Source organism: Nostoc sp. FACHB-152, from assembly GCF_014697475.1.
Taxonomy (GTDB): domain Bacteria; phylum Cyanobacteriota; class Cyanobacteriia; order Cyanobacteriales; family Nostocaceae; genus Nostoc_B.
In genome coordinates this window covers 208,412-230,851 of record NZ_JACJRV010000003.1, presented here as the reverse complement: position 1 = coordinate 230,851, position 22,440 = coordinate 208,412, and the positions used below count along the sequence as shown (strand labels likewise).

Sequence of the window (22,440 nt, the reverse complement as noted above, 5' to 3'; positions counted from 1 at the left end):
TACTTGAAGTTTTAGTTTAGTTTAAGTAAATCCAACTAAAAAAATAATAATATTGAGTCTATATTCAAGCCTAAATTCTGGTCAAGAAGGGGAGTTAAGTAAGATGAACAAGTGGCGGCCTTGGGTAAATATGATCACGGTGCCAATAATAGCTCTGGGTGCTGTAGCTACATTCTCTAAGCCCAGCAAAGCTAACAGCGTAGAAGTCAGCTGTCAGGCTAACGCTAGTACGCCAAAAGTAATTGTGACTTTAAGCAAAGAAGGTACTGCCAAAGATTATCCTATTTTGAATTTTCTGCCAGAATACTTCTCCCCTCAAGATGTGGTGCAAAGTTGCCAGAAGGCCGCTAAAGGTCTACAGGCTATCTATGATGCCGGTAGTTCTATGTATTTGACGAGTGATAAGCTGAACGAGCAATCTGTTGTTTGTGTTGTCGAACGCCGGGGTATCGGCTGCAATCATTACAGCGCCCAAATTTTGTTTAATTTCCAGCCGACCGATAACCCATCGCAAGCTTTGTACGAAATGTTAGGTAGCGATTTTAAGCAAGCACAGCGTCCTGATGCACGAACTGTTAGCCGGACTTACACAGATACTAGACCTGCGATTTTGCGGTTTTGGCCATTTTAACGCTACTTTCAGAACTATAGAGAACAAGCTTGTTTTGCACGTTCGGCAGCTTGGTAATCTGGTTTTAACTTTAAGGCTTGATCAAAAGCGACGATCGCTTTTTGGGTTTGACGGAATTTACACAGGCTTAATCCCAAATAATACCAGGACTCAGCTTTTTGAGTACTGGTTAATTTCTGATGATCTAAGAGAAAATAAAATTGCGCGATCGCTCGATCATCTTGATTTAAGCCTTGCAGTGCGATCCCTTTACCCCGCAAAGCTACATAGTAGTTGGGATTGTATTTTAATGCTTGCTGATAAACTGTGAGGGCGCTTTCATAGTCTTGTTTCTGCAATAAAACCTTAGCTTGATAACTCAAACCCACGGCTAACTCTTGGGCATTGGCTGGCTGCGGTTCCCTTTCCCAAACTTTCGTTAACAACTTAATTGCTTGATTAACTGCTGTCAGGGCTTTATCTGGTTGCTTGATTGCTAGTAAGGCTTCGGTTTTATTAATCCAGAATGCCGGATCTTCTGAGTTGATGATGATTGCTTGATCAAAAGCCGCGATCGCCTCATTATATTGTTTGAGATTATATAGGGCTTCTCCTTGACAATTCCAGGCATAAACAGCTTGAGGATTAATCAAAGTTGCTGTCTTACAAGATGCCAGCATTTGATTGTAGTCTTTGAGTCTAGCTAGAGCATAGCCACGGTTAGTCCAAGATTGGTAGTAGTTACTGTCAATTTTTAAAATATTATTATATTTTGCGATCGCCTGTTGATATTGTCCTTGCTGCAATAAGGCATTACCACGTTTAAAAATTGTTTCTACTTGTAACCATTTAAAGATACTAAACCCTAAAATCATCAAGCCAGAACCACAGACCATCAAGCCAGCTATAGCTAATAATGCCCACAATCGTTTATTGGCAATAGATTCAGGTGAAGCAACGGTCTTGCTGACATTTATAGTAGTAGCTGAGGATATAGGATCATATATAGCTGTGCTTGCTAATGCGGGATAAAGTATTTTTTCTAATTCCCCTCTTACCCAATTGAGATTAAACACTGATTGGTAAATGCGGTTCCCCAATTGCAGCTTGTCATTTTGTTGCACTACCAATCCCAGATGCAATAACTCTGCCTGTTCTGGACTGTTGTCACTTAAAATTTCACCCTGTTCCCAAATTTGCTGGTACAGTTCCAACAACAGCAAAGGGTCGCATTGATGATTGTAAATAATCTTGGCTCGCACTTTATGCAAATGCTCAGATGCCATTTGAGTTTCCCAATTATCTATCAAGCGGCTTTGTACCAGATTTTGTACGGTTGTAGCTTCTGTACCTGCTGGGATAAAAAAAGCTGACTCCGCCAGCAATTGGCATAGCGTTTGGGTAAGAATTGGCTGTCCATTTGTCCAAAACAGTATTTCTCCTAGTAAAACTTTTGGACAACTAGCTTGTTTCTCTAATTTGAATGATTTAAATATTTTGATTGCACTACGACTAAACTGTCGGAACCGTAATGGTTCTTCCTCTAGCAAATTTAGTTCTAAACCTGAGTGCTTGAACGTGTTTGAAGTTGTCAAATTATGCTGTGGTGCTGTCATTGCCAACTGTAATTCTTCTGCCTGTGCCAAACTGTGATAGGTTGGGGCTTGGGTGTGCTGCCAGATTTGCTCTTGCAGTTGTGGTGCTGGAGCAATATGATCCAAAAAAAATTTAATCGTACTAGACTTTAACCAACCCTTAAGGACAGCTAATTCCCCAAAGCGGAGATTTTGCTGTGCTTGTTCAGCGAGGATAGCTCTAATTTGGTGTTCATTTAACAGTCCAGCTTCCTCTAAATACTTACCCAAAGGTTGTTTTGGTTTTTCCTTCAATAGAATTGCCCACTGCTGTGAGAAAAAATCAGCCGTTTCTTGTTTCAGCCATCCATGCGCAGCCAGAATTTCACCCAGCCGCATCCCAGCAACTTGTGTCTGCTCTTGTAGAGCTATTTCTACCTGTTCGGATGAAATCAGGTCAGCCTGTTGTAGAACTTTACCAAGCGGCTTCATAGACTTAGCAAATATTAAACTATAAAAATAGTAAAATAGAGTAATTTTTTACTTATGTTCAGGCCCAATCTTAGCATTCACGTAACAATTTTGACTATTATTCTAAATTATTAATTAATAGTATTTTTTTAACAAATGCTTTGAGCTATACAAACTAGGGACTTGGTCTTGAAGCATTTCTCATAAACGGCTGTAGCCTATAGTCACCTTGTCCTATGAATGAAGATTTTAATATGGCGATCGCTAAGAGCAATATAACCAGAAAGTAGCAGTTTTTTTATTGGCACATCATATACGTACAAAGTTACTCAACTCTGTCGTCGCAGTCGTTACTTAAATAATTGATGTTTTATAATATTCTGGCATATTTGCAGTGGATTGGCTTCAATTACTGTATAAATACTATTGATTTGGTTATTGAGTGAGGGAATTTATCTTGAATAGTTGTATTTTTTGATATAAGTATAAAAAATAGCTATCCAGAACTCATATTTGATATTTGAAAAAACTTAGTACATTTATATTTATAACTGTCTTATTTACTATTGCCTTCCTACATCAATATGTTCAGTAATCAAACTGGATTCCTAGATCACTTATTGCTGATATAAGACTAGTATTTGATGTTTGAAAAAATCAGTACATTGTTACTTGCCTTCTTTTGGGTTGCCTATTGCCTATTGCCTATTGGCTTAATACATAAGTATTTTCAATAATCAAACCAGATTCCTATATGTATTAAGCTTTACATTTTTAGAAATTAATAGAACTAAACTTTCAATTTGAGAGTGAGCCATTAAAAATAAAATGTGTTATTGTGGGAGGCAACTAATACTAAAAGCCATTCTTTTAAATGAAATCGTGACGTTGTTAGTTTGGAAATCATCAGCGTGCAACATGAGCAGAGCAGCAAACTCTAAAAATTCATTGCAAGAAATTCGTCATTGCAATCGGGGTAGTGCCTACTTGTTTGCACCGATGGTAAATTTTAATGTGATGGCTGAAGTTGGTGACACTCCACCTTAGTAAGTGTTTCCTTGGGTCAGGTTCCCAAGAAGAATTCAACTAACATTACACTTTGATGGGCAGAAAGATTCTGCCTGAAACTTTTAAATTAATCAAAGAGTAGTGCTGTTGAAAAAGCTTGTTAAATTGGGTTATTGATTAATATTAAATGCAGTGATAGACAACAGCTTGAGTGAAAAACGAGTTCAAGCTAGTCAAATCATTTTGATTTCCGTACCCAATTTTACAATTTAATAGATTGAGGTTTGACATTGCCAATTAGTTTAGTAAGCAAAAGAAATTTGACGCAATCATAGCCTTTGGTTGAGAAAAATTGTGTTTGCTAAGGGAATTGGTGTGTAGATAAATTATCATCTGCGATCGCACCAAAATCAAAAGATTGCAGATTTCGTCAAACCCAAATTTTAGCTTTCTAGTTCTTTGCAGAACTATCAACAAGTCTTGGAAAATTTTTTGCTCAATCAGCAAAAAATTCATCAATTGAGCAAATCAGGATAAATGGCACTACCAGAAGACACACAAACATCTTCAACAACAGCCAACCCTAATTTATCTAAGAGATACTCAGTCATGAATAACCAGCGATATTTCTCAAAATGGCAGCGCCTCCAAGAATTGTTACTCACCACATTGTTAGGAGATATCCCGACAATTGCGCTTGGCCCAAAACTACGCAACTTTGTCTATCGTAGTATTTTTGCTCAGTTAGGTAGTCCAGTTTATATCCAAAATGGTGTGGAATTTCTGGGGACTGATCGTATTCAAATGGGCAAAGGCGTATATATATTTAAAGGTGTGCGTATAGATGCTCAAGGTCACCCAAACAATAAAATTTATTTAGCCAACGGTGTAGCTATTGAACGCAACACGGATATAGGAGCTTTAGCTGACACTTGCATTTATATTGATGAAGAAACTTTTATTGGCCCTGGTGTTTGTATTGAAGGCCCAGGAAACATTAAAATTGGCAAGCGTTGTATGATTGCAGCCCATTCAGGTATATATGCCAACAGTCACAATTTTGCCAATTCGCTAGAACCAATTAAGCACCAAGGTGTGACTCGTAAAGGAATTGTGATTGAAGATGATTGTTGGATAGGGCATGGAGTCACAGTATTAGATGGCGTAACTATTGGCCAAGGTAGCGTCATTGGCGCAGGAACAGTAGTGAATAAAAATGTTCCGCCATTGTCTGTGGCTGTAGGTGTACCTGCACGAGTTATCAAAAGTCGCATTAGTCAGTCATTGTGGGAAGAAGGTGTGGGAATCTCAGGGACATAATTTTGATGTGTGGTTAAAAATCACTTGTCCTGATTCCGTGAACAGTTGGGAAACCTCCGTCATTCGTAAACGTCACAAGAATAGCCAGTCAACAACCATATTTTCATCGGCATTTACCATCAAACAAACCACAGCATGAGATAATATCTAAACTTGTGCCATACTCTATGGAGTAGTCACCACCTAGCTCCTCACTCTCAGCAAAGTCCGCTCAAAACGAGACAAGATCCGGGTAAGATAAAGTAGCTATCTTTTCTGCATGGCAGATATTGAGAGACTTCCTTCTCACCCCTTTGGAGATATTTCTATGCTGACTTTAAAAATCGCTGTTTATATTGTTGTTGCCTTCTTTGTGACTATCTTTGTCTTCGGATTCTTGTCGAATGACCCTGCTCGTAACCCTGGTCGCCGGGATTTAGAGTAAGCATTAGACAAATTATCCGCGACTGCCGAAAGGTGGAAAATACTAAAAGTCACGGACACTTGCTTGCTACCCTACACTGAATGGCAGTTGCTACAACAGGGAAAGTCCGCAGCCAGTGGCTACAGGGAATTTCCCTGTTGTGCTTTCTGGTTGTTTACATTGCTAGTAGCAAAATATACTGCCTCTCCAAATTCGGTAGACACTTGCTTTGAGTAAGTTTTGCTGATAGTAGTTGGTATTCAGTAGTAATCTACCCTCCGTCGCTTGAAAACGGAGGGAATTTTGGTAAAGCAGTTTCTTAAGCAATGCAATTTCCTCCTTTTAGCGGCTTGCTGCACGTAGGCAGAAAGCAAAAGTCAGAAGGCAAAAGTTGAGTTCATCATTCCGGCTATCAGTTAGCTATTTGTTAGGTTAATTTTGCCCAGATATGCTTCATCCAGTTCTGCCGCCTGCACCGCCTGCTGTACTAAAACCTGTAAAATATGTAAATTCTCTGGCTTCGGCTAGTGATCCCGATACTCGTACAGTTGTAGATACTGCTAGTAGTAAGCCAAACAATCAGGAAAAGTCGGAGCAACAAACACAAAAGCCTAAAGACGTAAATTTGGCAGAAACAAAGAATTTTTCGCCTCAGACTCCTCATAATCCGGCTTTAGATAAATTAGAAACTGCCAAAACTGGATCTACCTCTCATACACCAGAAACCTTGCCATCGGCATTGCCTTCATTTACTCCCTCTACAAGCGCAAATGATTTAGGGCAAGCTTTGGGTGTTGGCTATTCTGTAGAGTCATTGAACGATAGCCCTGATGAAACAAGTTTCGTCACCCAGCATGACAGTAGTCTTTTTCTGACTCCCGACTCTCCAACTTCTAGCGTCCAGACACCAAGTGGTCATTTATCTCACTCTGGCTCATCTAACCAGCAATTGCCATCTCATAAGCAAGTCGTTGCAGAAGTAACCCAACAAGAACCACAAAAGCAACCAGAAAGCATTAATCTCTCTGGTACATTTACTGATCAAGTACCCAGTAATCAGCCAGTAAAAAATATTATTGAGTTTAAGCCACGCAATGCCATAAGTGAATCGGCTACCCCGAATAATATAGAATTCACATCACCTAACCAGCCAATTCAAACACCACCTGCTTCTACAAGTCCCCAAAAGCCTTCTCCTACCACTACTCCAGTAGTGAGGGAAAGAATTGTAGAAGTTGTATCTGATAGGCAAGAGTATGACGAACAACGGCGGATTGTGACTGCTGAGGGGAATGTAGTAGTGCGATTTGATGGGGCTGTGGTGGATGCCGATCGCCTACAAGTAAATTTAGCAAATTTGATTGCTGTGGGGGAAGGCGATGTAGCTTTAACCAGGGGTGATCAGATATTACGCGGTCAACGCTTTACCTACAATTTTCTGCAAGACAGTGGAGAATTAGAAAATGGTAGCGGTGAAATTTATATTCCTTCATCTTCAACAGATTTAGGCTTTTTACCTACTGATATTACTGCTGGCGGTGTACCACAACGGCCATTAAGCGATCGCATTCGTGCTAATCAGCCATTGACAGGTGTTAACAGTCCGGGAGGAATTAATGTTAACTTAGGTGGTCGAGAGGCGAGTAATTTGCCAGCGTCAAAAACTGGCGGTGAAGTGAAGCGGCTGCGATTTGAAGCTAGACACATCGATTTCTATCCACGCGGTTGGCAAGCTAGAGATGTGCGGATCACCAATGATCCTTTCTCGCCGCCCGAACTAGAGTTACGGGCGAGTAAAGTTACTCTCACGCGTCAAGCCCCCTTAATAGACCGCATCACAACCGAACGCCAGCGTTTAGTCTTCGATCAACGTCTCAGCTTACCTATACCAGTCAGTAGCCGAACTATCGACCGTCGAGAACAGGAAGTAACCCCAGCAATTGTTTCTCCTGGTTTTGATGGTGATGACCGTGGCGGTTTATATTTAGAGCGTGCGTTTACACCGATAAATACAGAACAAGCACGCTGGATCGTTACGCCACAGTTTTTCGTGCAGAAAGCTGTGCAGGGAGGAACGGGTGATTTAGCTGCTTTATTTGGCTTAAGAACAAAGGGGAATGCTGTTTTAGGGCCACGCACTACACTGCGTGGTTCGGGAGAATTAACGAGTTTTGACTTAAATAAAGTCGAAGAAAATTTGCGTGCTAGTTTGCGACTGCAACAAATATTAGGCGATCGCAATCCGCATATTTTGAATTTGGAATATAGCTACCGCGATCGTTTGTATAACGGTACTCTCGGCTTTCAAACCGTACAAAGTAGTCTAGGTGCGGTTATTACCTCTCCTAATGTACCTTTAGGTAGAAGTGGCATTAACCTTAGCTATCAAGCTGGCGCACAATATATTAACGCCAATACCGACCGCCTAGACTTACTCGAACCAATTAGAGAGAATGATCGCATCTCTCTGGGTCGCTTGCAAGCCAGTGTAGCTCTCAGCACTGGGATACCGCTATGGCAGGGAAAACCATTACCAGCTACAGCCACCCAGGGATTACGCTACACAGCTACTCCGGTTGTTCCTTATTTAACTGCGATCGCTGGTGTAAGAGGTACTACTAGTTATTACACCAATGGTGATAGCCAAAACACTATCATCGGTACCATTGGATTAGTTGGGCAATTCGGACATTTTTCTCGTCCTTTTTTAGATTACACAGCTTTTAATATTAGTTATTCTCAAGGTTTAAACACCGGATTATCACCTTTTTTGTTTGACCGTTATGTTGACAATAGAGTATTAAGTGCTGGAATTACTCAGCAAATTTATGGGCCTTTTCGTTTAGGTTTCCAAACTTCAGTGAACTTAGATACTGGTGAAGAAAGCAGCACCGACTATATTTTAGAATATAGCCGTCGCACCTATGGAATTACTCTGCGCTACAATCCTGTTTTAGAATTAGGCGGCATTAGCTTTCGTATTAGTGACTTTAATTGGAGTGGTGGTACAGATCCATTTTCTAATAATCAAGTTAAGCCAGTTGTTGGAGGTGTGCAACAAGAGTAAGAATACGTTTTGATTACTGAACATATCTGTCTAGTCAGGCAATAGGCAATAGGCAATAGGCAACAGACAGGTAACAAGGTACTGATTTTTTTCAAAAATTAAATACTCGTCCTATATAATTCTTTTAAATTATTAAAAACATTAGTTGTTTAGTTTTTCCTTGCGGATACAGCTATCCTAATATCATTTTTCTATATTGTTCAAACCGAATTTAACCAAATGTTCAAAGTCACAGCAAAGATATACTATAGCAACCCGTGTAGGAGATTAAAACAAATCTATTGCCTGTTGCCTGCCTATACAAATAGTTTGTAAATCAAATAGGATTGCTATATAAAGTTCTGAGTAGTACATGGTAGCCAGTAGAGTTGACATCCAGCGTTTTTAACGCTAATCATGAGTTGCTGACATTCCTTGATAAGTAGCATCTACTATTACCAAATACATAAAAGTAAATAAATTCACGTTGGTTTATGTCTATTAGTCTGTGCATGATTGTTAAAAATGAAGAAGCTGCGTTGCCTAAGTGCTTGAATAGTGTTAAAGATTTTGTAGATGAAATGATAGTGCTAGATACTGGTTCTAGCGATCGCACTCCTCAAATTGCTCAACAATTCGGTGCTAAAGTTTATGATTTTCAATGGTCTAATAATTTTAGTACTGCCCGCAATGCCGCTTTAAAATATGTCACTAGTGATTGGGTGCTGGTACTAGATGCTGATGAGATGCTCACACCTAGTATTATGCCGCAGATGCAGTCTGTCATCCAAAGTGATGAATATATCTTAATTAACCTTGTTCGCCAAGAAGTTGGTGCGGCACAGTCTCCCTATTCTTTAGTTTCTCGCTTATTTCGCAACCATCCAGAAATTAAATTTGAACGTCCATATCATGCATTAGTAGATGACAGTGTAGCCGCAATTTTAAACAAAGAACCCCATTGGCAGGTAGGTTATTTACAAGGTGTAGCGATTCTCCATGCAGGATATCAAAAAGCGGCGATCGCTCAAAATAACAAATATGTCAAAGCGCAAGCAGCAATGTTGGAGTTTCTTTCCACTCATCCTGATGACCCCTATGTTTGCAGTAAACTAGGTGCGCTTTACGTTGAAACTGGCAATATTTCTCAAGGTATGGAGTTATTGCAACGAGGTTTAAGCCAAGCCACAAAAAATCCCAACTCTATAAACGAAAACCGTTTGCGTGAGTTAACAAATGCTCCGCCCCAGCCGATGAACTTGGCTAGTATAGCTACTAATTCTCTGCTGCAATCAGCAGAGAACTACGAAATTTTATATGAACTCCATTATCATTTAGGTATTGCTCACAGCCATTTAAAAAATCCGCAACAAGCTCTTTTTCACTATCAAGCTGCTATTAAATTGCCAATATATCCCATGCTCAAATTAGGAGCGTATAACAATTTAGGCAACTTACTCAAAGATGCAGGTGATTTACATAATGCCAAAAAAACTTATGAAACAGCTTTAAAGATTGACCCCAATTTTGCGGCGGGAAATTATAACTTGGGGATGACGCTGAAAGCTTTAGGGCTTTTTGTTGATGCGATCGCTTGTTATCAAAAAGCTATTAAATTAAATCCTTACTATGCAGAAGCATATCAAAATTTAGGTGTTGTGCAGTTAAAAGTTGGCAACGTTCAAGCGAGTATCACAGCTTTTAAAAATGCCATTCTCCTGCATGAACAACATAACCCTCAAGAGGCTGCAAGACTTCGCCAAGGCTTATATGAGATGGGATTAATTAAGTTTTAAACAATAAAATCCCTATACCAAATATGAGGTAATAGGGATTTTAAGTTTAATAAAAACGGAGAGAGAGGGATTCGAACCCTCGTTGAAGTTGCCCCCAAACAGCATTTCCAGTGCTGCGCCTTCAACCACTCGGCCATCTCTCCAGGCGTCACAATTTTTCATTGTAATATGAATTTCTCGAAAATGCAAATAATATATAAAAAGACATTTTAGAGTAGAGATCTAAAGGTCAAAAACCCAAATCCAAAACAAGATGTCCTGTACATACACGATTAAAGTCCGCGATCGCGCCACTGGCAAAGAATACACCCTACAAGTACCAGATGACCGCTACATCCTACATTCTGCCGAAAAACAAGGGGTAGAATTGCCTTTTTCCTGCCGCAATGGGGCTTGCACCACTTGTGCTGTCAGGGTGTTGTCAGGAGAAATTGACCAGCCAGAAGCGGTTGGCTTGTCGTTAGAGTTGCGTCGGCAAGGTTATGCCTTGCTGTGTGTGAGTTATGCCCGTTCTGACTTGGAAGTTGAGACACAAGACGAAGATGAAGTCTACGAACTCCAATTTGGACGTTACTTTGCCAAAGGCAGAGTGAAAGCAGGCTTACCATTGGATGAAGATTAATCCTGAAACCAGCAGGATAAGGGAGACAAGGTAAACAAGGAGGATAAGGAAGAATCTATTTTTCTTCCCCTACTCCCCCAGCCTCCTCCTACAGGGTGCAAAGGAATAGTAAATATGCGAATTTTGTCAGTGCGTCTTAGTCTCTGGACGCGAAAAATAGTTATCTTAGCTTGCCTATTACTACTGATGAGTTGTCAAGCCAAAAGTCAACCCACAGATAATCAAATGCAGGTAAAAGTGGCGCGTGTGTTGAGTGGGCAAAGTATAGAAGTGTTGGGGATGGCAGAACAACCTAATTACTCCTCCCCAGTGCGGCTGATTGGGATTGATGCGCCAGATTTGCGGCAAGATCCTTGGGGAGATGAAGCCAAAGAAAGCTTAGAAAAATTAATTGGGGATGCAGAACAATCGGTCAAACTAGAATTTGACCTGGAAACCAAAGATCAATTTGGGCGGACTTTGGCTTACGTGTGGAAAGATAAACAGTTATTAAACGAACAGATCGTTAAAAAAGGATATGCGCTGTTTGTCGGGCGATCGCCTAATCATAAATATGACCAGCGTCTAGAACGCGCCCAACAATGGGCAAGAATCATGGGAGAAGGTATTTGGAATCCCAAAAGCCCCATGCGTCAAACTCCGGCTGAGTTTCGCTTTTTGAATAGATAGAAGTGATGAGTAAAAGAAACAGGAAGCCAGGGAATAGGCAGCAGGCAATAGGCAATAGGTTTGAAAGCCTTCTAGTATATGATTTTTTGACGAAAATCTGTACCTCATCTACCTGCAATTTCTTGTAAATGTTGATTAGGGACTATTGACCAATGACCATTGACTATTGACCCTTGACCAATAACCATTGACTATTGACCCTTGACTCTTGACTAACCCATGACTCAACTACAAATCTTTCTCGACATTGCCACAGAAGCGGCGTTAGCTGCGGGTGCAGTTTTACAAGGTTACTTGGGTAAGTTAGAAGACGCAGTAATAGAAAAAGGTCGTCCTGGTGATTTGGTGACTGCTGCGGATAAAACCTCGGAAGCAGTTGTGTTGGAAATTTTGCATCGTCATTTCCCCCAGCATTCCATTTTGGCTGAAGAATCAGGCAAAATCGGCAATCAAGATAATGAATTCCTTTGGGCAATCGATCCTTTAGATGGGACTACCAATTATGCCCACCAATACCCTTTCTTTGCGGTTTCTATTGGGTTGTTAATTAATGGTGTACCGCAATTGGGCGTAATTTATGACCCGATGCATGATGAGTTATTTCGGGCGGCGGCTGGTTTAGGTGCGACGCGTAACCGCCGCCCGATCAAAGTTTCCCAAACTAGTGAATTGTCTAAAAGTCTTTTAGTAACAGGTTTCGCTTACGATCGCCGCGAAACCTCAGATAATAACTACGCCGAATTTTGTCACTTCACCCACCTCACCCAAGGTGTCAGACGTAGTGGTGCGGCATCTATTGATTTGGCTCATGTCGCCTGTGGCCGAGTCGACGGTTATTGGGAACGAGGACTTTCACCTTGGGATATGGCGGCAGGTATCATTTTATTACAAGAGGCTGGCGGTAAAGTTACTGCCTACGATGGTTCTAAATTACAAATCGACTCAGGTCGAATTCTCGCTACGAACGGTGACATTCATGACATACTCAGCCGTGAATTAACCCAAGTTCCGCCTTTGTCTTCTTGGAAGTGAAAGAGGAAACAGGAACTTAGTGAGAATAACTAATAACCCATCACAAATAACCATTGACTATGGGTAATTTGCTACTGACGATCCACTGATTTAGCGAAGTACACTAGAAACAATCTTATGACTCTGGTGCAAAACCGATTTATGTCGCTAAAAATAGATCGTGGATTGTTTAAATATGACTTTATAGACCATCACGCAGTTCTGTGCGTTCCAGTGGATGCGGATGTCAAAGAGATCCGCAAGCGTTATCTGCAAATAGCCCGGCGTTTACATCCTGATAGCAATAATGCTGCTACTCCAGGAGAAAAAAAGCTGGCTAGTGAATTGCTATCTAAGTTGGTTAACCCAGCTTATGAACATCTGTCGGCAGAACGCGTCCGCACAGAATACATGATAGTTTTGTCGCAAATGGGTAAGCGTTTGGTGCAAGATTCTGCCTCCATAGAACTTACCACCGATATAGCTAGACAGTTAGCTGCTGCTCCGAATATTGATCATTCTTATAAAACTGCGATCGCTAAAATTGCAGAAACTCAATTTAACTCGTTACAGCAAGTAATACCTATAATTGCCCAAATTAGTGAGTTGAATTTAGTCTTTTTAATGCGGAGTGTGGGTAAAGCTTTCGCAGTTCCACCGCCAACACCTCAACCTACATCTAGTTCTCATACATCACCAAATCAGGCAAGTGCGCCGCCACCGCCACCGCCACCACCAAAAGAAGACTCAGCAGCCGAACAATATATTCGACGGGCGCAAACCTTGATTGAGAAAAACCAATTTGCTCAAGCCAAAGTTGAGTTACAGGATGCTTTAAAACTTGCACCTAAGAGTAGTCGCTGTCATAGCTTGATTGGCTTGGTGTATTTGAGGCAAAATCAGCTGAAAATGGCCAAGATTCATTTTGACAATGCACTAAAATTAGACCCGAACGACCAAATAGCGTTGTCATGGAAACCTAAAATAGATAAAGCTTTGGGACAACAATCGAGTGGCTCTAAAGTAACTTCATCTCCCAAAACTGGGCATCCAGAACCAGATAAGTCTGGAGGTGGAGGTTTATTTGGTGGTTTGTTTGGTGGGAAGAAAAAATAATGGTGTATCAACCAGCAGCGGGAGCCAGGGATTTATTACCTTTAGATGTGGCTCAAAAACGCTGGATTGAAGACAGGTTACAGCAAGTGTTCCATCGTTGGGGATATCACAGGATTATTACCTCAACGTTGGAACGTATGGACACCTTAATGGCGGGGGAAGCAATTCAACGCCAGATGGTGATTCAACTGCAAAACTCTGAAGATGAAGAATTAGGACTGCGACCAGAATTGACGGCCTCAATTGCTCGTGCTATTGTTCCACGCATGGCAAGTCTGACTTATCCGCAACGGCTTTACTACTATGCCAATGTTTTCCGCCGCATCTGGCAAAATCGACATAATTCCCAGCAAGAATTTTATCAAGCTGGCGTAGAACTTTTAGGTGTTGGCGGATTGCGCGCTAATGCGGAAGTGCTGCTGTTAGCAGGTAATTGTTTGACAGCACTGGGTTTGCGAGATTGGCGTATAGTTTTGGGTGAAGCGGGAATTACGCGATCGCTATTACACGCTTTTCCGGCAAATATGCAAGCAAAAGTGCGAAGTGCGATCGCTCATCTTGACCGCGTAGCTATCGATACTTTGCCTTTGAGTGAAGACCTGCGCGATCGCGCCCGAATCATGCTAGACCTACGCGGCAACAGTCATGATGTGTTGCAGAAAGTCAGTAGTTTAGGTTTAGATGCCCAGCAGCAAGAGGCGATAAATAACCTAAAATCTTTAGTAGAGTTACTAGAGCTAGAAGGTAATCTTCCCGTAATCTTGGATCTCAGCTTGATCCAAACCATTGACTATTACAGTGGAATTGTTTTTGAAATTGTCAGCAATAGCAATTCTCCAGCCAGAGTTTTAGGGCAAGGTGGTCGCTACGACCAGCTTTTCGGACTTTACCATCCCCAAGGTGAAAATATCCCCGGTATTGGTTTTGTCCTCAACATTGAGGATTTATATCAAGTTCTTTTATCAACTGGACAATTACCGCAGGAGATTCCGGCAAGTAACTGGTTAGTAGTACCAGAAATAGAAAATGCTGAGGCTGCGGCTTTTGCTTATGCCCAAAAACTCCGTGATTCTACTCATTTAGTCATCGTAGAACTGGAATTGGGGGGAAGAGACGCACAAGCCGTCCGTGAATATGCACGCGATCGCGGGATAGCCCAAATCGCTTGGATTAAAGCTGATGGCTCACCCACAATAGAAAGTATTAGTCAATAAATTTAGAGTCAATAGTCAATGGTTAATGGTCAATAGTTTTTGCTATTGACCCTTGACTAAAACAGGGTTAGTGATGCTTGGTGTCGGGTGTGGGGGGAGAGAGAGCTATGTTTTGTACACCCTGCCCCGTAGCCAACTGGGTACAAGCCCCCCCAAATCTATGATTTGGCGGTCTTAAATCAGTGGTGGGTTCAAGCCCCCATTGATTTTTCCCAACACCCTATACCCAACACCCCACACCCTTCTTCATGACTATGGACTATTGACTCTTGACCACTTAAAGAGAGGGAATCTATCAAATGCCACACACAATTGTTACTGATGTTTGTGAAGGTGTCGCCGACTGCGTAGATGCTTGTCCAGTAGCTTGCATCCATGAAGGGCCTGGAAAAAATGCTAAAGGCACTGATTGGTATTGGATTGATTTTTCGACTTGTATCGATTGTGGCATATGTATTCAAGTATGCCCGGTAGCAGATGCGATCGTTCCAGAAGAACGCCCGGATTTGCAAAAAACACCGTAATTATCCATTCATAGGCAGCAGGCAATAAAGAATAGGCAAATAATTATCTTGTTTCCTATTTCCTGTTACCTCTCAAAAAGGATTGATCACAATTCATTAATAAAAGGCATTGGGGAAATTACCTAATGCCTTTTTGTACTGATTGATTATAATCAGCTATTCCACATAGCACGAGCATATTTTTGATTTATAGCAATAGCCAAGGTAGTTAGGACATCAGGAAATTATAAAACTGAGACCGCAAAAGACTTTTAACCCTGTCACCTGTCACCTATAACCTGTCCCCGGCTATAAGAGAAAGATTTCAATTTCTATACCCTGCGTTATAAATGTATGAATTATTATATAACTGCTTATTAGCAGCGTCGTATAAAAAATTTATAAAGTCATGGTGTATTTTTTGCAAAAATTAAGAAAAGGTCTAGTTAAATATAGCAAATAGCAATTTAATAAATATCCAAGACTTAGTGGTATTTACTATACAATCTGCAAAAATTGATGAAGTATCTAAGTAGTTTTTCTAATCTAGCTACGTTAACCATCAGCTTGATATCTGTTCAAAGTGCCACAGCTGCAACACTGACTCTTGACTTTACCAAGCTTTCAGGTTTGACTGGTGGTTCTCCAGGTCAAACTGCGGTTTTCCGTGCCGAAATTCCAGCCTTAAACGATATTACTTCTATGGTAATTAATGATAATAGTCAGGGTCAGGGTGGTTCTGAAGGTCAGGTGAGTGGATTTGATTTAGATGCAATCAAACTAAGTTCCATTTTTACTAACAATGCAGCAGATGTTAATAGCATTGCCGGGTTAGACGTTTTTGACTTTAGTTCAAATGGGACTGTTTTGACTTTAGGAACTCAGCGACCTCCAGAAGCTTCACAGCTATTCGGTAACATAGGTGGCGTTATTAACAATTTGGTTGCTACCTTAGAGAACTTTGATGCGAATTCTACTACTGATCCCAAGAAAATTTTTGGGTTTGTCACCTTGGGAGATGATGGTAAAATTGCGTTTAAACTCAAAAGTCCGCTTTCCATAACAACTCCACTCTACCTTTACTTTGGAGAAGTAGGCGACAACGGTGAGGTAGCAACTGTTGAAGTGATGGGAAAACACATTCCTGAACCAAGTAGTGTAGCTGCTTTATCTTTAGTGGGAATATTCTTAGGTGTTACTCGCAGTAAAAAAAACAAAGCAGAATGATTTTGAAGAGAGTTATATCTAGTATTAATGAGTGAACATAGGTACAATACCTATGTTTTTTTCTTTCTAGAGGTTATGTTAAAGAAAATTTATGCCATTGCATCCGCACTCAATGCTTAAAGAGATATAGGATGTTGCTATTTTTACTTTTATTAATTTAAGGATTATATGTCAGGTTCAGTTGATCATTCTGCCCCATTGCTAGAAGTTAAAAATGTCCATGCTGGTTACATTAAAGATGTAGATATTTTGCAAGGGGTAAATTTTCGGGTAGCAGCCGGAGAATTAGTAACAGTTATTGGCCCCAACGGTGCAGGTAAATCGACCTTAGCAAAGACGATTTTTGGACTTTTGACACCGCATACAGGCTCGATTACCTTTAAAGGTGAGAATATTGCTGGACTAAAGTCAAATCAAATCGTTAAGAAGGGAATGTGCTACGTTCCCCAAATTGCCAATGTCTTTCCTTCTTTGAGTATCGAAGAAAATCTAGAAATGGGGGCTTTTGTGAGTAACGCTCCCTTAAAACCGATCAAAGATAAAATATTCGCTATGTTTCCCAGACTGAGCGATCGCCGTCGGCAACGGGCTGGTACACTCTCTGGAGGAGAACGCCAAATGCTGGCGATGGGTAAAGCTTTGATGTTGGAACCTAATTTATTACTGTTAGATGAACCTTCTGCGGCTTTGTCTCCTATCCTAGTTACGCAGGTATTTGAACAGATTAAAAAAATTAATCAGGAAGGTACAGCCATTGTACTTGTCGAGCAAAATGCCCGTAAAGCTTTAGAAATGGCTCATCGTGGTTATGTTCTAGAGTCTGGACGCGATGCAATTTCTGGCCCTGGTCATGAGTTGCTGAATGACCCGAAAGTAGGTGAACTGTATTTGGGCGCAGGGAAAAGACATTGATAGGAAGCGAGAAGTGGTCGTTTAAACTTGACTGTTGATTTTTTGTATTTGCATAGCAGTCATTACGCAGATAGCAACTAGCAAGAAGGCTAATGCACTGAAAAGCGCGCTAGCAAAAATCGCCATTCCTGGTGCTTGGGGAAACAACCAACCGAACAAACTCATCCCCAAAGCAAACCCACCAAAATACATTCCTATACCCAAGCCTGACCATTTTTGCGACATCAACCCCAAGGCTAAAGGAATTACGCCATTGATGATGGTACTAAAACCAGCTACTAACAAAACTATCATGGGTAAGTTTGCACCTGTATGGGCGATCGCTAGTATTGAGATAATTGTGGCAGCAACGCCAACTAGCATCGCCCGACAATTACCAATTTTGGTAGCCACAAATCCTGCGGGTAAGGTAGCAAAAGCGATCGCCAGCCCAACGTATACTAGCAGCAGATCAACATTATCAGTATGAAATTGTAACTTTAGGACTTTGGTTAAGGTACTCATCAGCAATCGCGTACCCCACGCCACACCAAAGCCAGTTGCTAAAATTAAGCTCAATTTTTTATAGGGCAATTTAAATCCTGTGCTGTCATCTTGAGGTATATCGGGAGGAGTTACCCAACGTAATATCCAAGCCGCAGCCAGCATCACAAAAGAAGCGGTTGCAAAGGTAAAAATTGCCCCGAAGCTCAGAATATACTGGTTAGCAATTGGTCGAAAAGCCCCAATTACTCCACCGACTAAAGTGACAACGCTAACTGCTGCTGGTAATTCGGGAGGTGTGGCGCATTTTCCTAATAAGGCCATCGCTGGACTACGAAATATTGTCATAGCTAAAGCCCAGGCTACCAGTGTAATTGGTAGCAGCGATCGCATAATTACAGAGGGCTGGGTAAACGTGACGATACATGGTATCGAGATAAAGATGAGTGATGAGAGGATAACACCGAGGGAGATGAAGGGGAAACGACTACCTACCCAGCGTTGAGATTTGTCAGAAAGTCCACCCATCAATGGTTCTAGCAGCGCACTTAAGGCATTTTCGATAACTATTAAACTAGCTGCTAAAGATGCTGGAAAACCAAACTGGATCAATAATTGAGGCAAGTATAAATTGTAAATTAACCAAGCAATACTGATTGACCCTTGGACGGCTGCTAATGCCAATACTTGCAGCCATAAAATCTTTAAAGGCGATCGCAATCTACTCATAAAAAGAGAAACGGGAAGTAACTTATGTTACTCCCCTTATTTTCTCTGCGTCATCTACGGTTAATTTTTAGTATTCGGGAACTGAAGGATCGACTTCTCGACTCCACGCGGTAATACCGCCTTTGACATTTGTACCAGTAATTCCTGCTTCTTTGAGGATACTGAGGGCTTTGGCAGAACGACCGCCCATCTTACAATGAGCAATTAAACGATGACCGTTGAGTAGTTCTTTGACTTTGCCTACACCATCGCCACTCTCGATATCTGGTAATGGTATTAAAACCGAACCAGGAATCTTTGCAATGTCGTATTCGTGAGGGTTACGAACATCCAACAGTACAAAATCTTTTGCACCGCTATCTAACAATGCCTTTAATTCTGTCACAGTCATTTCGGCAATTTCTTGCTGTTGTTTTGCTTCCTCAGCCTTAGCTTGGGTAATACCGCAGAATTGTTCGTAGTCTATTAGCTTTTCAATGACTGGACGGATGGGGTTCGGACGCAGTTTCAACTCCCGGAATTTCATATCTAAGGCGTTGTACAGCAATAGTCGTCCACTTAAAGTATTGCCATTTCCGAGAATAATTTTGACAGTTTCCGTTGCTTGGATAACACCAATAATTCCTGGCAAAATTCCCAACACGCCGCCTTCTGCACAGGAGGGAACCATCCCTGGTGGTGGTGGTTCTGGATACAAGTCGCGGTAGTTTGGCCCGCCTTCGTAGTTAAATACCGTTGCTTGACCTTCAAAACGGAAAATTGAACCGTAAACATTTGGCTTGTTCAGCAACACACAAGCATCGTTAACTAGATATCGAGTGGGGAAGTTATCAGTACCATCCACCACAATATCGTAAGGTCTAATGATATCCAGGGCATTTTCAGAACTCAGGCGAGTTTCGTATAAATCAACCTGACAATGGGGGTTAATCTCGTGAATGCGGTTTTTTGCTGATTCAATCTTGGGTTTACCTACCCAAGAAGTACCGTGAATGACTTGACGTTGCAGGTTAGAAGTATCAACAACATCAAAATCCACAATACCAATGCGTCCGACACCTGCTGCTGCTAAATATAACAGCAGTGGCGCACCAAGACCGCCTGTACCGATACACAGTACACTAGCCGCTTTCAGGCGTTTTTGTCCCTCTACCCCGACTTCTGGCAAAATCAGGTGGCGGGAGTAACGTTCGTAGTCGTCTTTAGTCAGCTGGATTTCATCCAGATTGGGATTTAACATAGCAGTTTTGCTGTGGACGAGCGGATCATTAATCCTATCGAAAAACGATGTCTTTATTTAACTTAAGTAGTTAAATTTATGGTATCAATTGACTCTGATTGAAACTGATGATTGTCGTCAAGGCTCCAACTTAGGAGTTCACTTGCTTTACCATTTTGAACGGAAACTATTATATACGAGTATTCTGGCCAAGCATACTGGCGATCGCATTCTGAAGGAATTGCCGAGTTATCTGGATGCGAGTGATAAATCCCAATGATATTTAACGATTTATCCCTCGCTGCTTTTTGTACTTGTAACATAACTTGGGGTGCGATCGCATATCTTCTGGCTTCGCTGTATTTGCTGTCATCAAGGGCGAAGTTTGCTGATTCTGCACTCCAAGCGTTTTCTGTAGGAATGATTTCGACTACCGTTTTGGTTTGATTATCTATATAGCCCAAGATCAGACCGCAGCATTCTTCAGGATAGGTGCTTTCGGCGTGGCTGCGGATAGTTTGGATGTGTTCTGGTTTGAGATTCATAGAAAATTTTACTTAATTCCTAGTATCCAGCGTTTTATGACTCTAAGCAGAAGAAAAACAGCAATCTAGAGAATTATGATGTGTCTGAAGGCCAGTAAATGGTGATATTTCAGCGATAAGCAGCAATTACAAGGAATAAAGGCATGATTAAATCATGGATGGTAATTGGCGGTGTGGCCATATTAGTGGCTTTAGGAGCTAATTTAATGCAGCCAAGCGATCGCCAGTGGTTCAAACGCTTACAAAGACCGAGATGGCTAACTTTTGAAGCAGCAATTCCGATCATCTGGACTGTGATTTTTATTTGTGGTGGTTGGTCGGCTTATATAGTCTGGGAAAGAAACCCAGGAACCACATCTACGTGGCTATTGATGAGTTTATATTTAATTTTAGAAATTGCGATTATTGCCTATACACCTGTTATGTTTCGGTTGCGGAGTCTGAAAGCAGGCACAATTATTGGTGGTACAGGTTTTTTTATTGGACTCATCTTAACCCTTGTCGTCTTACCTATTTCTGGTTGGGCAGCATTGTTATTAGTACCCTTTTTACTTTGGAGTCCTATTGGCACTTATACCACTTGGGAGATGGTCAGACTCAATCCTCAAGATGCCTAAGTATCAAACCTGCGATTGATTTCACCCCCTCCTTATATTGTCAAACTGGCAGTGTATGACTTGACAAAATATCAGGAAAAGGGTATTAGCATGATTTCATCTGGTGTAATCATTGGGGCAATAACATTCTTAATTGCTTTTGGAAGTTTTTTCATCACCCCCCGTGACGTGAAATGGTTCGCGCATTTAAGCCGTCCACAATGGCTAGTTTTTGAACCGCTTATTCCTTTCATCTGGACTGCAATTTTTATTTGTGGTGCGATTTCTGCTAACCTCGTCTGGAAACACAACCCTGGAAGCTTTGTTACTTGGTTGCTGATGGGTTTATACCTTTTCGTAGAAATTGTCACTATTGCCTACATACCCCTAATGTTGAGGTTTCGCAGTCTAAAAGTTGGCGAAACCCTGGGGTTAGTTGGGTTGATTTCAGGCATCGTTCTGGCTTTATGTGTGCTGCCAATTTCCCCAATAGCTACTGTATTACTGATTCCGTATCTAGTTTGGAGTCCAATTGGCACACTTACTACAGACGAATTAAAAGAACTTAATCCAGAAGATGCGTAATTAGGCATCTACAAAATCCGACCATAACGCGCTGTAAAATTATTTGCTGGATTAGCTTGATTATTCAGCCACGCCCACATTTGATCTCCATAACAAAAATGCCACCACTCTCTAGGATTGCGTTGAAAGCCAGCTTTTAACATGACATCATTTAATAACTGACGGTGGGCGTGATACTGTTGTGCGTCTTTTTCGGGATGATTGGCATAATAATCGGGATGCGATCGCTCTGACAACTCATCAATGGGCGAACCCATATTTACAACTTGTCCCACATCATTTACTAAAGTTACATCCACCGCAGCCCCTGTACTATGAGGCGGCGGCGTTTTTTCATCCAGACTAGGAACAGCCCAAATTTGGTAAACCGCCTCCCAAATTTCTTGGCGTTGACTTGATGATAACTGGGCTTCAGTCAGTCCCCTCTCTTGTACAGCTGTAGCAAAGCTGTAATCAACCATGAACTGCTGCACATTCACTGGGCGATAGCCATCAAAAATTTGAATCTGCCAATTAGGAAGCAGAGAGTGTAAGTAATTTTGGGCTGTGATTAAATTTTCGACAACACTCTGGCGGAGATAATACGGAGAGTATTCCCCATAAATAGCACCTAGTTTTTCATAAGGATGGGGTGATTCCACTGCGAACAGTTGCAAAGGAATTTCTATCAGAGGTTCATCGCATTCAATAATAGAGATATGGTGATAAGGTCGCATAGCAATTTTGGATTTAGAAACTGAATAAGGGTGTAAAAATCACTAAACTAGCATTGAATTATAGT

Annotated in this window: 22 protein-coding genes and 1 tRNA gene; 17 read left to right on the top strand and 6 right to left on the bottom strand. The window is 41.3% G+C overall.

Annotated features, from left to right (window positions below; translation table 11 throughout):
* Positions 1 to 103 precede the first annotated feature (103 nt).
* The gene (locus tag H6G76_RS04835) at positions 104 to 631 is read left to right on the top strand and encodes a COP23 domain-containing protein (protein WP_190696145.1); all 528 of its coding nucleotides are present in this window, start codon (positions 104 to 106) and stop codon (positions 629 to 631) included.
* 14 nt (positions 632 to 645) lie between these two features.
* Here the strand turns inward: H6G76_RS04835 and H6G76_RS04830 are convergent, their stop codons facing one another.
* Positions 646 to 2,676 carry a tetratricopeptide repeat protein gene (locus H6G76_RS04830; RefSeq protein ID WP_190696142.1) on the bottom strand — a complete coding sequence of 677 codons (2,031 nt, stop codon included), beginning with the start codon at positions 2,674 to 2,676 and terminating at the stop codon, positions 646 to 648.
* Positions 2,677 to 3,573: 897 nt separating this feature from the next.
* On the opposite strand from H6G76_RS04830, the gene H6G76_RS37625 reads away from it, so the two are divergent.
* The 6 genes from H6G76_RS37625 (at position 3,574) to H6G76_RS04805 (ending at position 10,228) form a co-directional block, all read left to right on the top strand.
* On the top strand, positions 3,574 to 3,702 hold the full coding sequence (locus tag H6G76_RS37625) for a hypothetical protein (protein WP_277883074.1): 129 nt from the start codon (positions 3,574 to 3,576) through the stop codon (positions 3,700 to 3,702).
* Between the two features lie 570 nt (positions 3,703 to 4,272).
* Positions 4,273 to 4,983, top strand: coding sequence for an acyltransferase (locus H6G76_RS04825; RefSeq protein WP_190696455.1), 711 nt, complete (start codon positions 4,273 to 4,275; stop codon positions 4,981 to 4,983).
* Entirely contained in the window at positions 4,961 to 5,122 is a 162-nt protein-coding gene (locus tag H6G76_RS04820) for a hypothetical protein (protein WP_190696467.1), read from the top strand. The genes H6G76_RS04825 and H6G76_RS04820 overlap by 23 nt, the downstream gene beginning before the upstream one ends.
* Positions 5,123 to 5,290: 168 nt before the next feature.
* Positions 5,291 to 5,407: a photosystem II reaction center protein I gene (locus H6G76_RS04815; RefSeq protein WP_015114068.1), complete on the top strand. Its 117-nt coding sequence runs from the start codon at positions 5,291 to 5,293 to the stop codon at positions 5,405 to 5,407.
* 427 nt (positions 5,408 to 5,834) lie between these two features.
* Entirely contained in the window at positions 5,835 to 8,453 is a 2,619-nt protein-coding gene (locus H6G76_RS04810) for a DUF3769 domain-containing protein (RefSeq protein ID WP_190696139.1), read from the top strand.
* A 473-nt stretch (positions 8,454 to 8,926) separates the two neighbouring features.
* Complete coding sequence (locus H6G76_RS04805) at positions 8,927 to 10,228, top strand: glycosyltransferase (RefSeq protein WP_242056313.1); 1,302 nt, start codon at positions 8,927 to 8,929, stop codon at positions 10,226 to 10,228.
* Between the two features lie 56 nt (positions 10,229 to 10,284).
* On the opposite strand, the gene H6G76_RS04800 is transcribed toward H6G76_RS04805, so the two are convergent.
* Positions 10,285 to 10,371: transfer RNA gene (locus tag H6G76_RS04800), tRNA-Ser, on the bottom strand.
* 110 nt (positions 10,372 to 10,481) lie between these two features.
* Between H6G76_RS04800 and H6G76_RS04795 the strand changes: the two genes are divergently transcribed.
* The 8 genes from H6G76_RS04795 (at position 10,482) to H6G76_RS04760 (ending at position 17,502) form a co-directional block, all read left to right on the top strand.
* Positions 10,482 to 10,850, top strand: coding sequence for a 2Fe-2S iron-sulfur cluster-binding protein (locus H6G76_RS04795; RefSeq protein WP_190692295.1), 369 nt, complete (start codon positions 10,482 to 10,484; stop codon positions 10,848 to 10,850).
* A gap of 114 nt (positions 10,851 to 10,964) precedes the next feature.
* Positions 10,965 to 11,519: a thermonuclease family protein gene (locus H6G76_RS04790; RefSeq protein WP_190696136.1), complete on the top strand. Its 555-nt coding sequence runs from the start codon at positions 10,965 to 10,967 to the stop codon at positions 11,517 to 11,519.
* Positions 11,520 to 11,738: 219 nt separating this feature from the next.
* The gene (locus tag H6G76_RS04785; protein ID WP_190696134.1) at positions 11,739 to 12,551 is read left to right on the top strand and encodes an inositol monophosphatase family protein; all 813 of its coding nucleotides are present in this window, start codon (positions 11,739 to 11,741) and stop codon (positions 12,549 to 12,551) included.
* Between the two features lie 141 nt (positions 12,552 to 12,692).
* Positions 12,693 to 13,646 (top strand): J domain-containing protein, encoded by a 954-nt coding sequence (locus H6G76_RS04780; RefSeq protein ID WP_190696131.1) that lies wholly within the window; start codon positions 12,693 to 12,695, stop codon positions 13,644 to 13,646.
* A complete protein-coding gene (locus tag H6G76_RS04775) occupies positions 13,646 to 14,860 on the top strand; it encodes an ATP phosphoribosyltransferase regulatory subunit (protein ID WP_190696128.1) in 1,215 nt (404 codons plus the stop codon). The genes H6G76_RS04780 and H6G76_RS04775 overlap by 1 nt, the downstream gene beginning before the upstream one ends.
* A gap of 299 nt (positions 14,861 to 15,159) precedes the next feature.
* Positions 15,160 to 15,384, top strand: coding sequence for a ferredoxin family protein (locus H6G76_RS04770; protein WP_190696126.1), 225 nt, complete (start codon positions 15,160 to 15,162; stop codon positions 15,382 to 15,384).
* Positions 15,385 to 15,882: 498 nt separating this feature from the next.
* Complete coding sequence (locus tag H6G76_RS04765; protein ID WP_190696123.1) at positions 15,883 to 16,590, top strand: PEP-CTERM sorting domain-containing protein; 708 nt, start codon at positions 15,883 to 15,885, stop codon at positions 16,588 to 16,590.
* A 168-nt stretch (positions 16,591 to 16,758) separates the two neighbouring features.
* Positions 16,759 to 17,502 (top strand): ABC transporter ATP-binding protein, encoded by a 744-nt coding sequence (locus H6G76_RS04760; protein WP_190696120.1) that lies wholly within the window; start codon positions 16,759 to 16,761, stop codon positions 17,500 to 17,502.
* A 21-nt stretch (positions 17,503 to 17,523) separates the two neighbouring features.
* Here the strand turns inward: H6G76_RS04760 and H6G76_RS04755 are convergent, their stop codons facing one another.
* The 3 genes from H6G76_RS04755 to H6G76_RS04745 form a co-directional block, all read right to left on the bottom strand.
* A complete protein-coding gene (locus H6G76_RS04755; RefSeq protein WP_190696117.1) occupies positions 17,524 to 18,714 on the bottom strand; it encodes an MFS transporter in 1,191 nt (396 codons plus the stop codon).
* 67 nt (positions 18,715 to 18,781) lie between these two features.
* A complete protein-coding gene (gene moeB / locus H6G76_RS04750; RefSeq protein WP_190696114.1) occupies positions 18,782 to 19,954 on the bottom strand; it encodes a molybdopterin-synthase adenylyltransferase MoeB in 1,173 nt (390 codons plus the stop codon).
* Positions 19,955 to 20,016: 62 nt separating this feature from the next.
* On the bottom strand, positions 20,017 to 20,478 hold the full coding sequence (locus H6G76_RS04745; RefSeq protein WP_190696113.1) for a Mov34/MPN/PAD-1 family protein: 462 nt from the start codon (positions 20,476 to 20,478) through the stop codon (positions 20,017 to 20,019).
* Positions 20,479 to 20,621: 143 nt separating this feature from the next.
* Between H6G76_RS04745 and H6G76_RS04740 the strand changes: the two genes are divergently transcribed.
* Entirely contained in the window at positions 20,622 to 21,095 is a 474-nt protein-coding gene (locus H6G76_RS04740) for a TspO/MBR family protein (RefSeq protein ID WP_190696110.1), read from the top strand.
* 90 nt (positions 21,096 to 21,185) lie between these two features.
* Positions 21,186 to 21,659: a TspO/MBR family protein gene (locus H6G76_RS04735; RefSeq protein WP_190696107.1), complete on the top strand. Its 474-nt coding sequence runs from the start codon at positions 21,186 to 21,188 to the stop codon at positions 21,657 to 21,659.
* Between the two features lie 8 nt (positions 21,660 to 21,667).
* Here the strand turns inward: H6G76_RS04735 and H6G76_RS04730 are convergent, their stop codons facing one another.
* Positions 21,668 to 22,375 (bottom strand): M15 family metallopeptidase, encoded by a 708-nt coding sequence (locus tag H6G76_RS04730; RefSeq protein WP_190696104.1) that lies wholly within the window; start codon positions 22,373 to 22,375, stop codon positions 21,668 to 21,670.
* Positions 22,376 to 22,440 lie beyond the last annotated feature (65 nt).

Excerpts from the sequence above, each read along its gene's own strand:
- H6G76_RS04835 (WP_190696145.1), top strand. The coding sequence starts at position 104 with ATGAACAAGTGGCGGCCTTGGGTAAATATGATCACGGTGCCAATAATA.
- H6G76_RS04830 (WP_190696142.1), bottom strand. The coding sequence starts at position 2,676 with ATGAAGCCGCTTGGTAAAGTTCTACAACAGGCTGACCTGATTTCATCC.
- H6G76_RS37625 (WP_277883074.1), top strand. The coding sequence starts at position 3,574 with ATGAGCAGAGCAGCAAACTCTAAAAATTCATTGCAAGAAATTCGTCAT.
- H6G76_RS04825 (WP_190696455.1), top strand. The coding sequence starts at position 4,273 with ATGAATAACCAGCGATATTTCTCAAAATGGCAGCGCCTCCAAGAATTG.
- H6G76_RS04815 (WP_015114068.1), top strand. The coding sequence starts at position 5,291 with ATGCTGACTTTAAAAATCGCTGTTTATATTGTTGTTGCCTTCTTTGTG.
- H6G76_RS04810 (WP_190696139.1), top strand. The coding sequence starts at position 5,835 with ATGCTTCATCCAGTTCTGCCGCCTGCACCGCCTGCTGTACTAAAACCT.
- H6G76_RS04805 (WP_242056313.1), top strand. The coding sequence starts at position 8,927 with ATGTCTATTAGTCTGTGCATGATTGTTAAAAATGAAGAAGCTGCGTTG.
- H6G76_RS04795 (WP_190692295.1), top strand. The coding sequence starts at position 10,482 with ATGTCCTGTACATACACGATTAAAGTCCGCGATCGCGCCACTGGCAAA.
- H6G76_RS04790 (WP_190696136.1), top strand. The coding sequence starts at position 10,965 with ATGCGAATTTTGTCAGTGCGTCTTAGTCTCTGGACGCGAAAAATAGTT.
- H6G76_RS04785 (WP_190696134.1), top strand. The coding sequence starts at position 11,739 with ATGACTCAACTACAAATCTTTCTCGACATTGCCACAGAAGCGGCGTTA.
- H6G76_RS04780 (WP_190696131.1), top strand. The coding sequence starts at position 12,693 with ATGTCGCTAAAAATAGATCGTGGATTGTTTAAATATGACTTTATAGAC.
- H6G76_RS04775 (WP_190696128.1), top strand. The coding sequence starts at position 13,646 with ATGGTGTATCAACCAGCAGCGGGAGCCAGGGATTTATTACCTTTAGAT.
- H6G76_RS04770 (WP_190696126.1), top strand. The coding sequence starts at position 15,160 with ATGCCACACACAATTGTTACTGATGTTTGTGAAGGTGTCGCCGACTGC.
- H6G76_RS04765 (WP_190696123.1), top strand. The coding sequence starts at position 15,883 with ATGAAGTATCTAAGTAGTTTTTCTAATCTAGCTACGTTAACCATCAGC.
- H6G76_RS04760 (WP_190696120.1), top strand. The coding sequence starts at position 16,759 with ATGTCAGGTTCAGTTGATCATTCTGCCCCATTGCTAGAAGTTAAAAAT.
- H6G76_RS04755 (WP_190696117.1), bottom strand. The coding sequence starts at position 18,714 with ATGAGTAGATTGCGATCGCCTTTAAAGATTTTATGGCTGCAAGTATTG.
- moeB (WP_190696114.1), bottom strand. The coding sequence starts at position 19,954 with ATGTTAAATCCCAATCTGGATGAAATCCAGCTGACTAAAGACGACTAC.
- H6G76_RS04745 (WP_190696113.1), bottom strand. The coding sequence starts at position 20,478 with ATGAATCTCAAACCAGAACACATCCAAACTATCCGCAGCCACGCCGAA.
- H6G76_RS04740 (WP_190696110.1), top strand. The coding sequence starts at position 20,622 with ATGATTAAATCATGGATGGTAATTGGCGGTGTGGCCATATTAGTGGCT.
- H6G76_RS04735 (WP_190696107.1), top strand. The coding sequence starts at position 21,186 with ATGATTTCATCTGGTGTAATCATTGGGGCAATAACATTCTTAATTGCT.
- H6G76_RS04730 (WP_190696104.1), bottom strand. The coding sequence starts at position 22,375 with ATGCGACCTTATCACCATATCTCTATTATTGAATGCGATGAACCTCTG.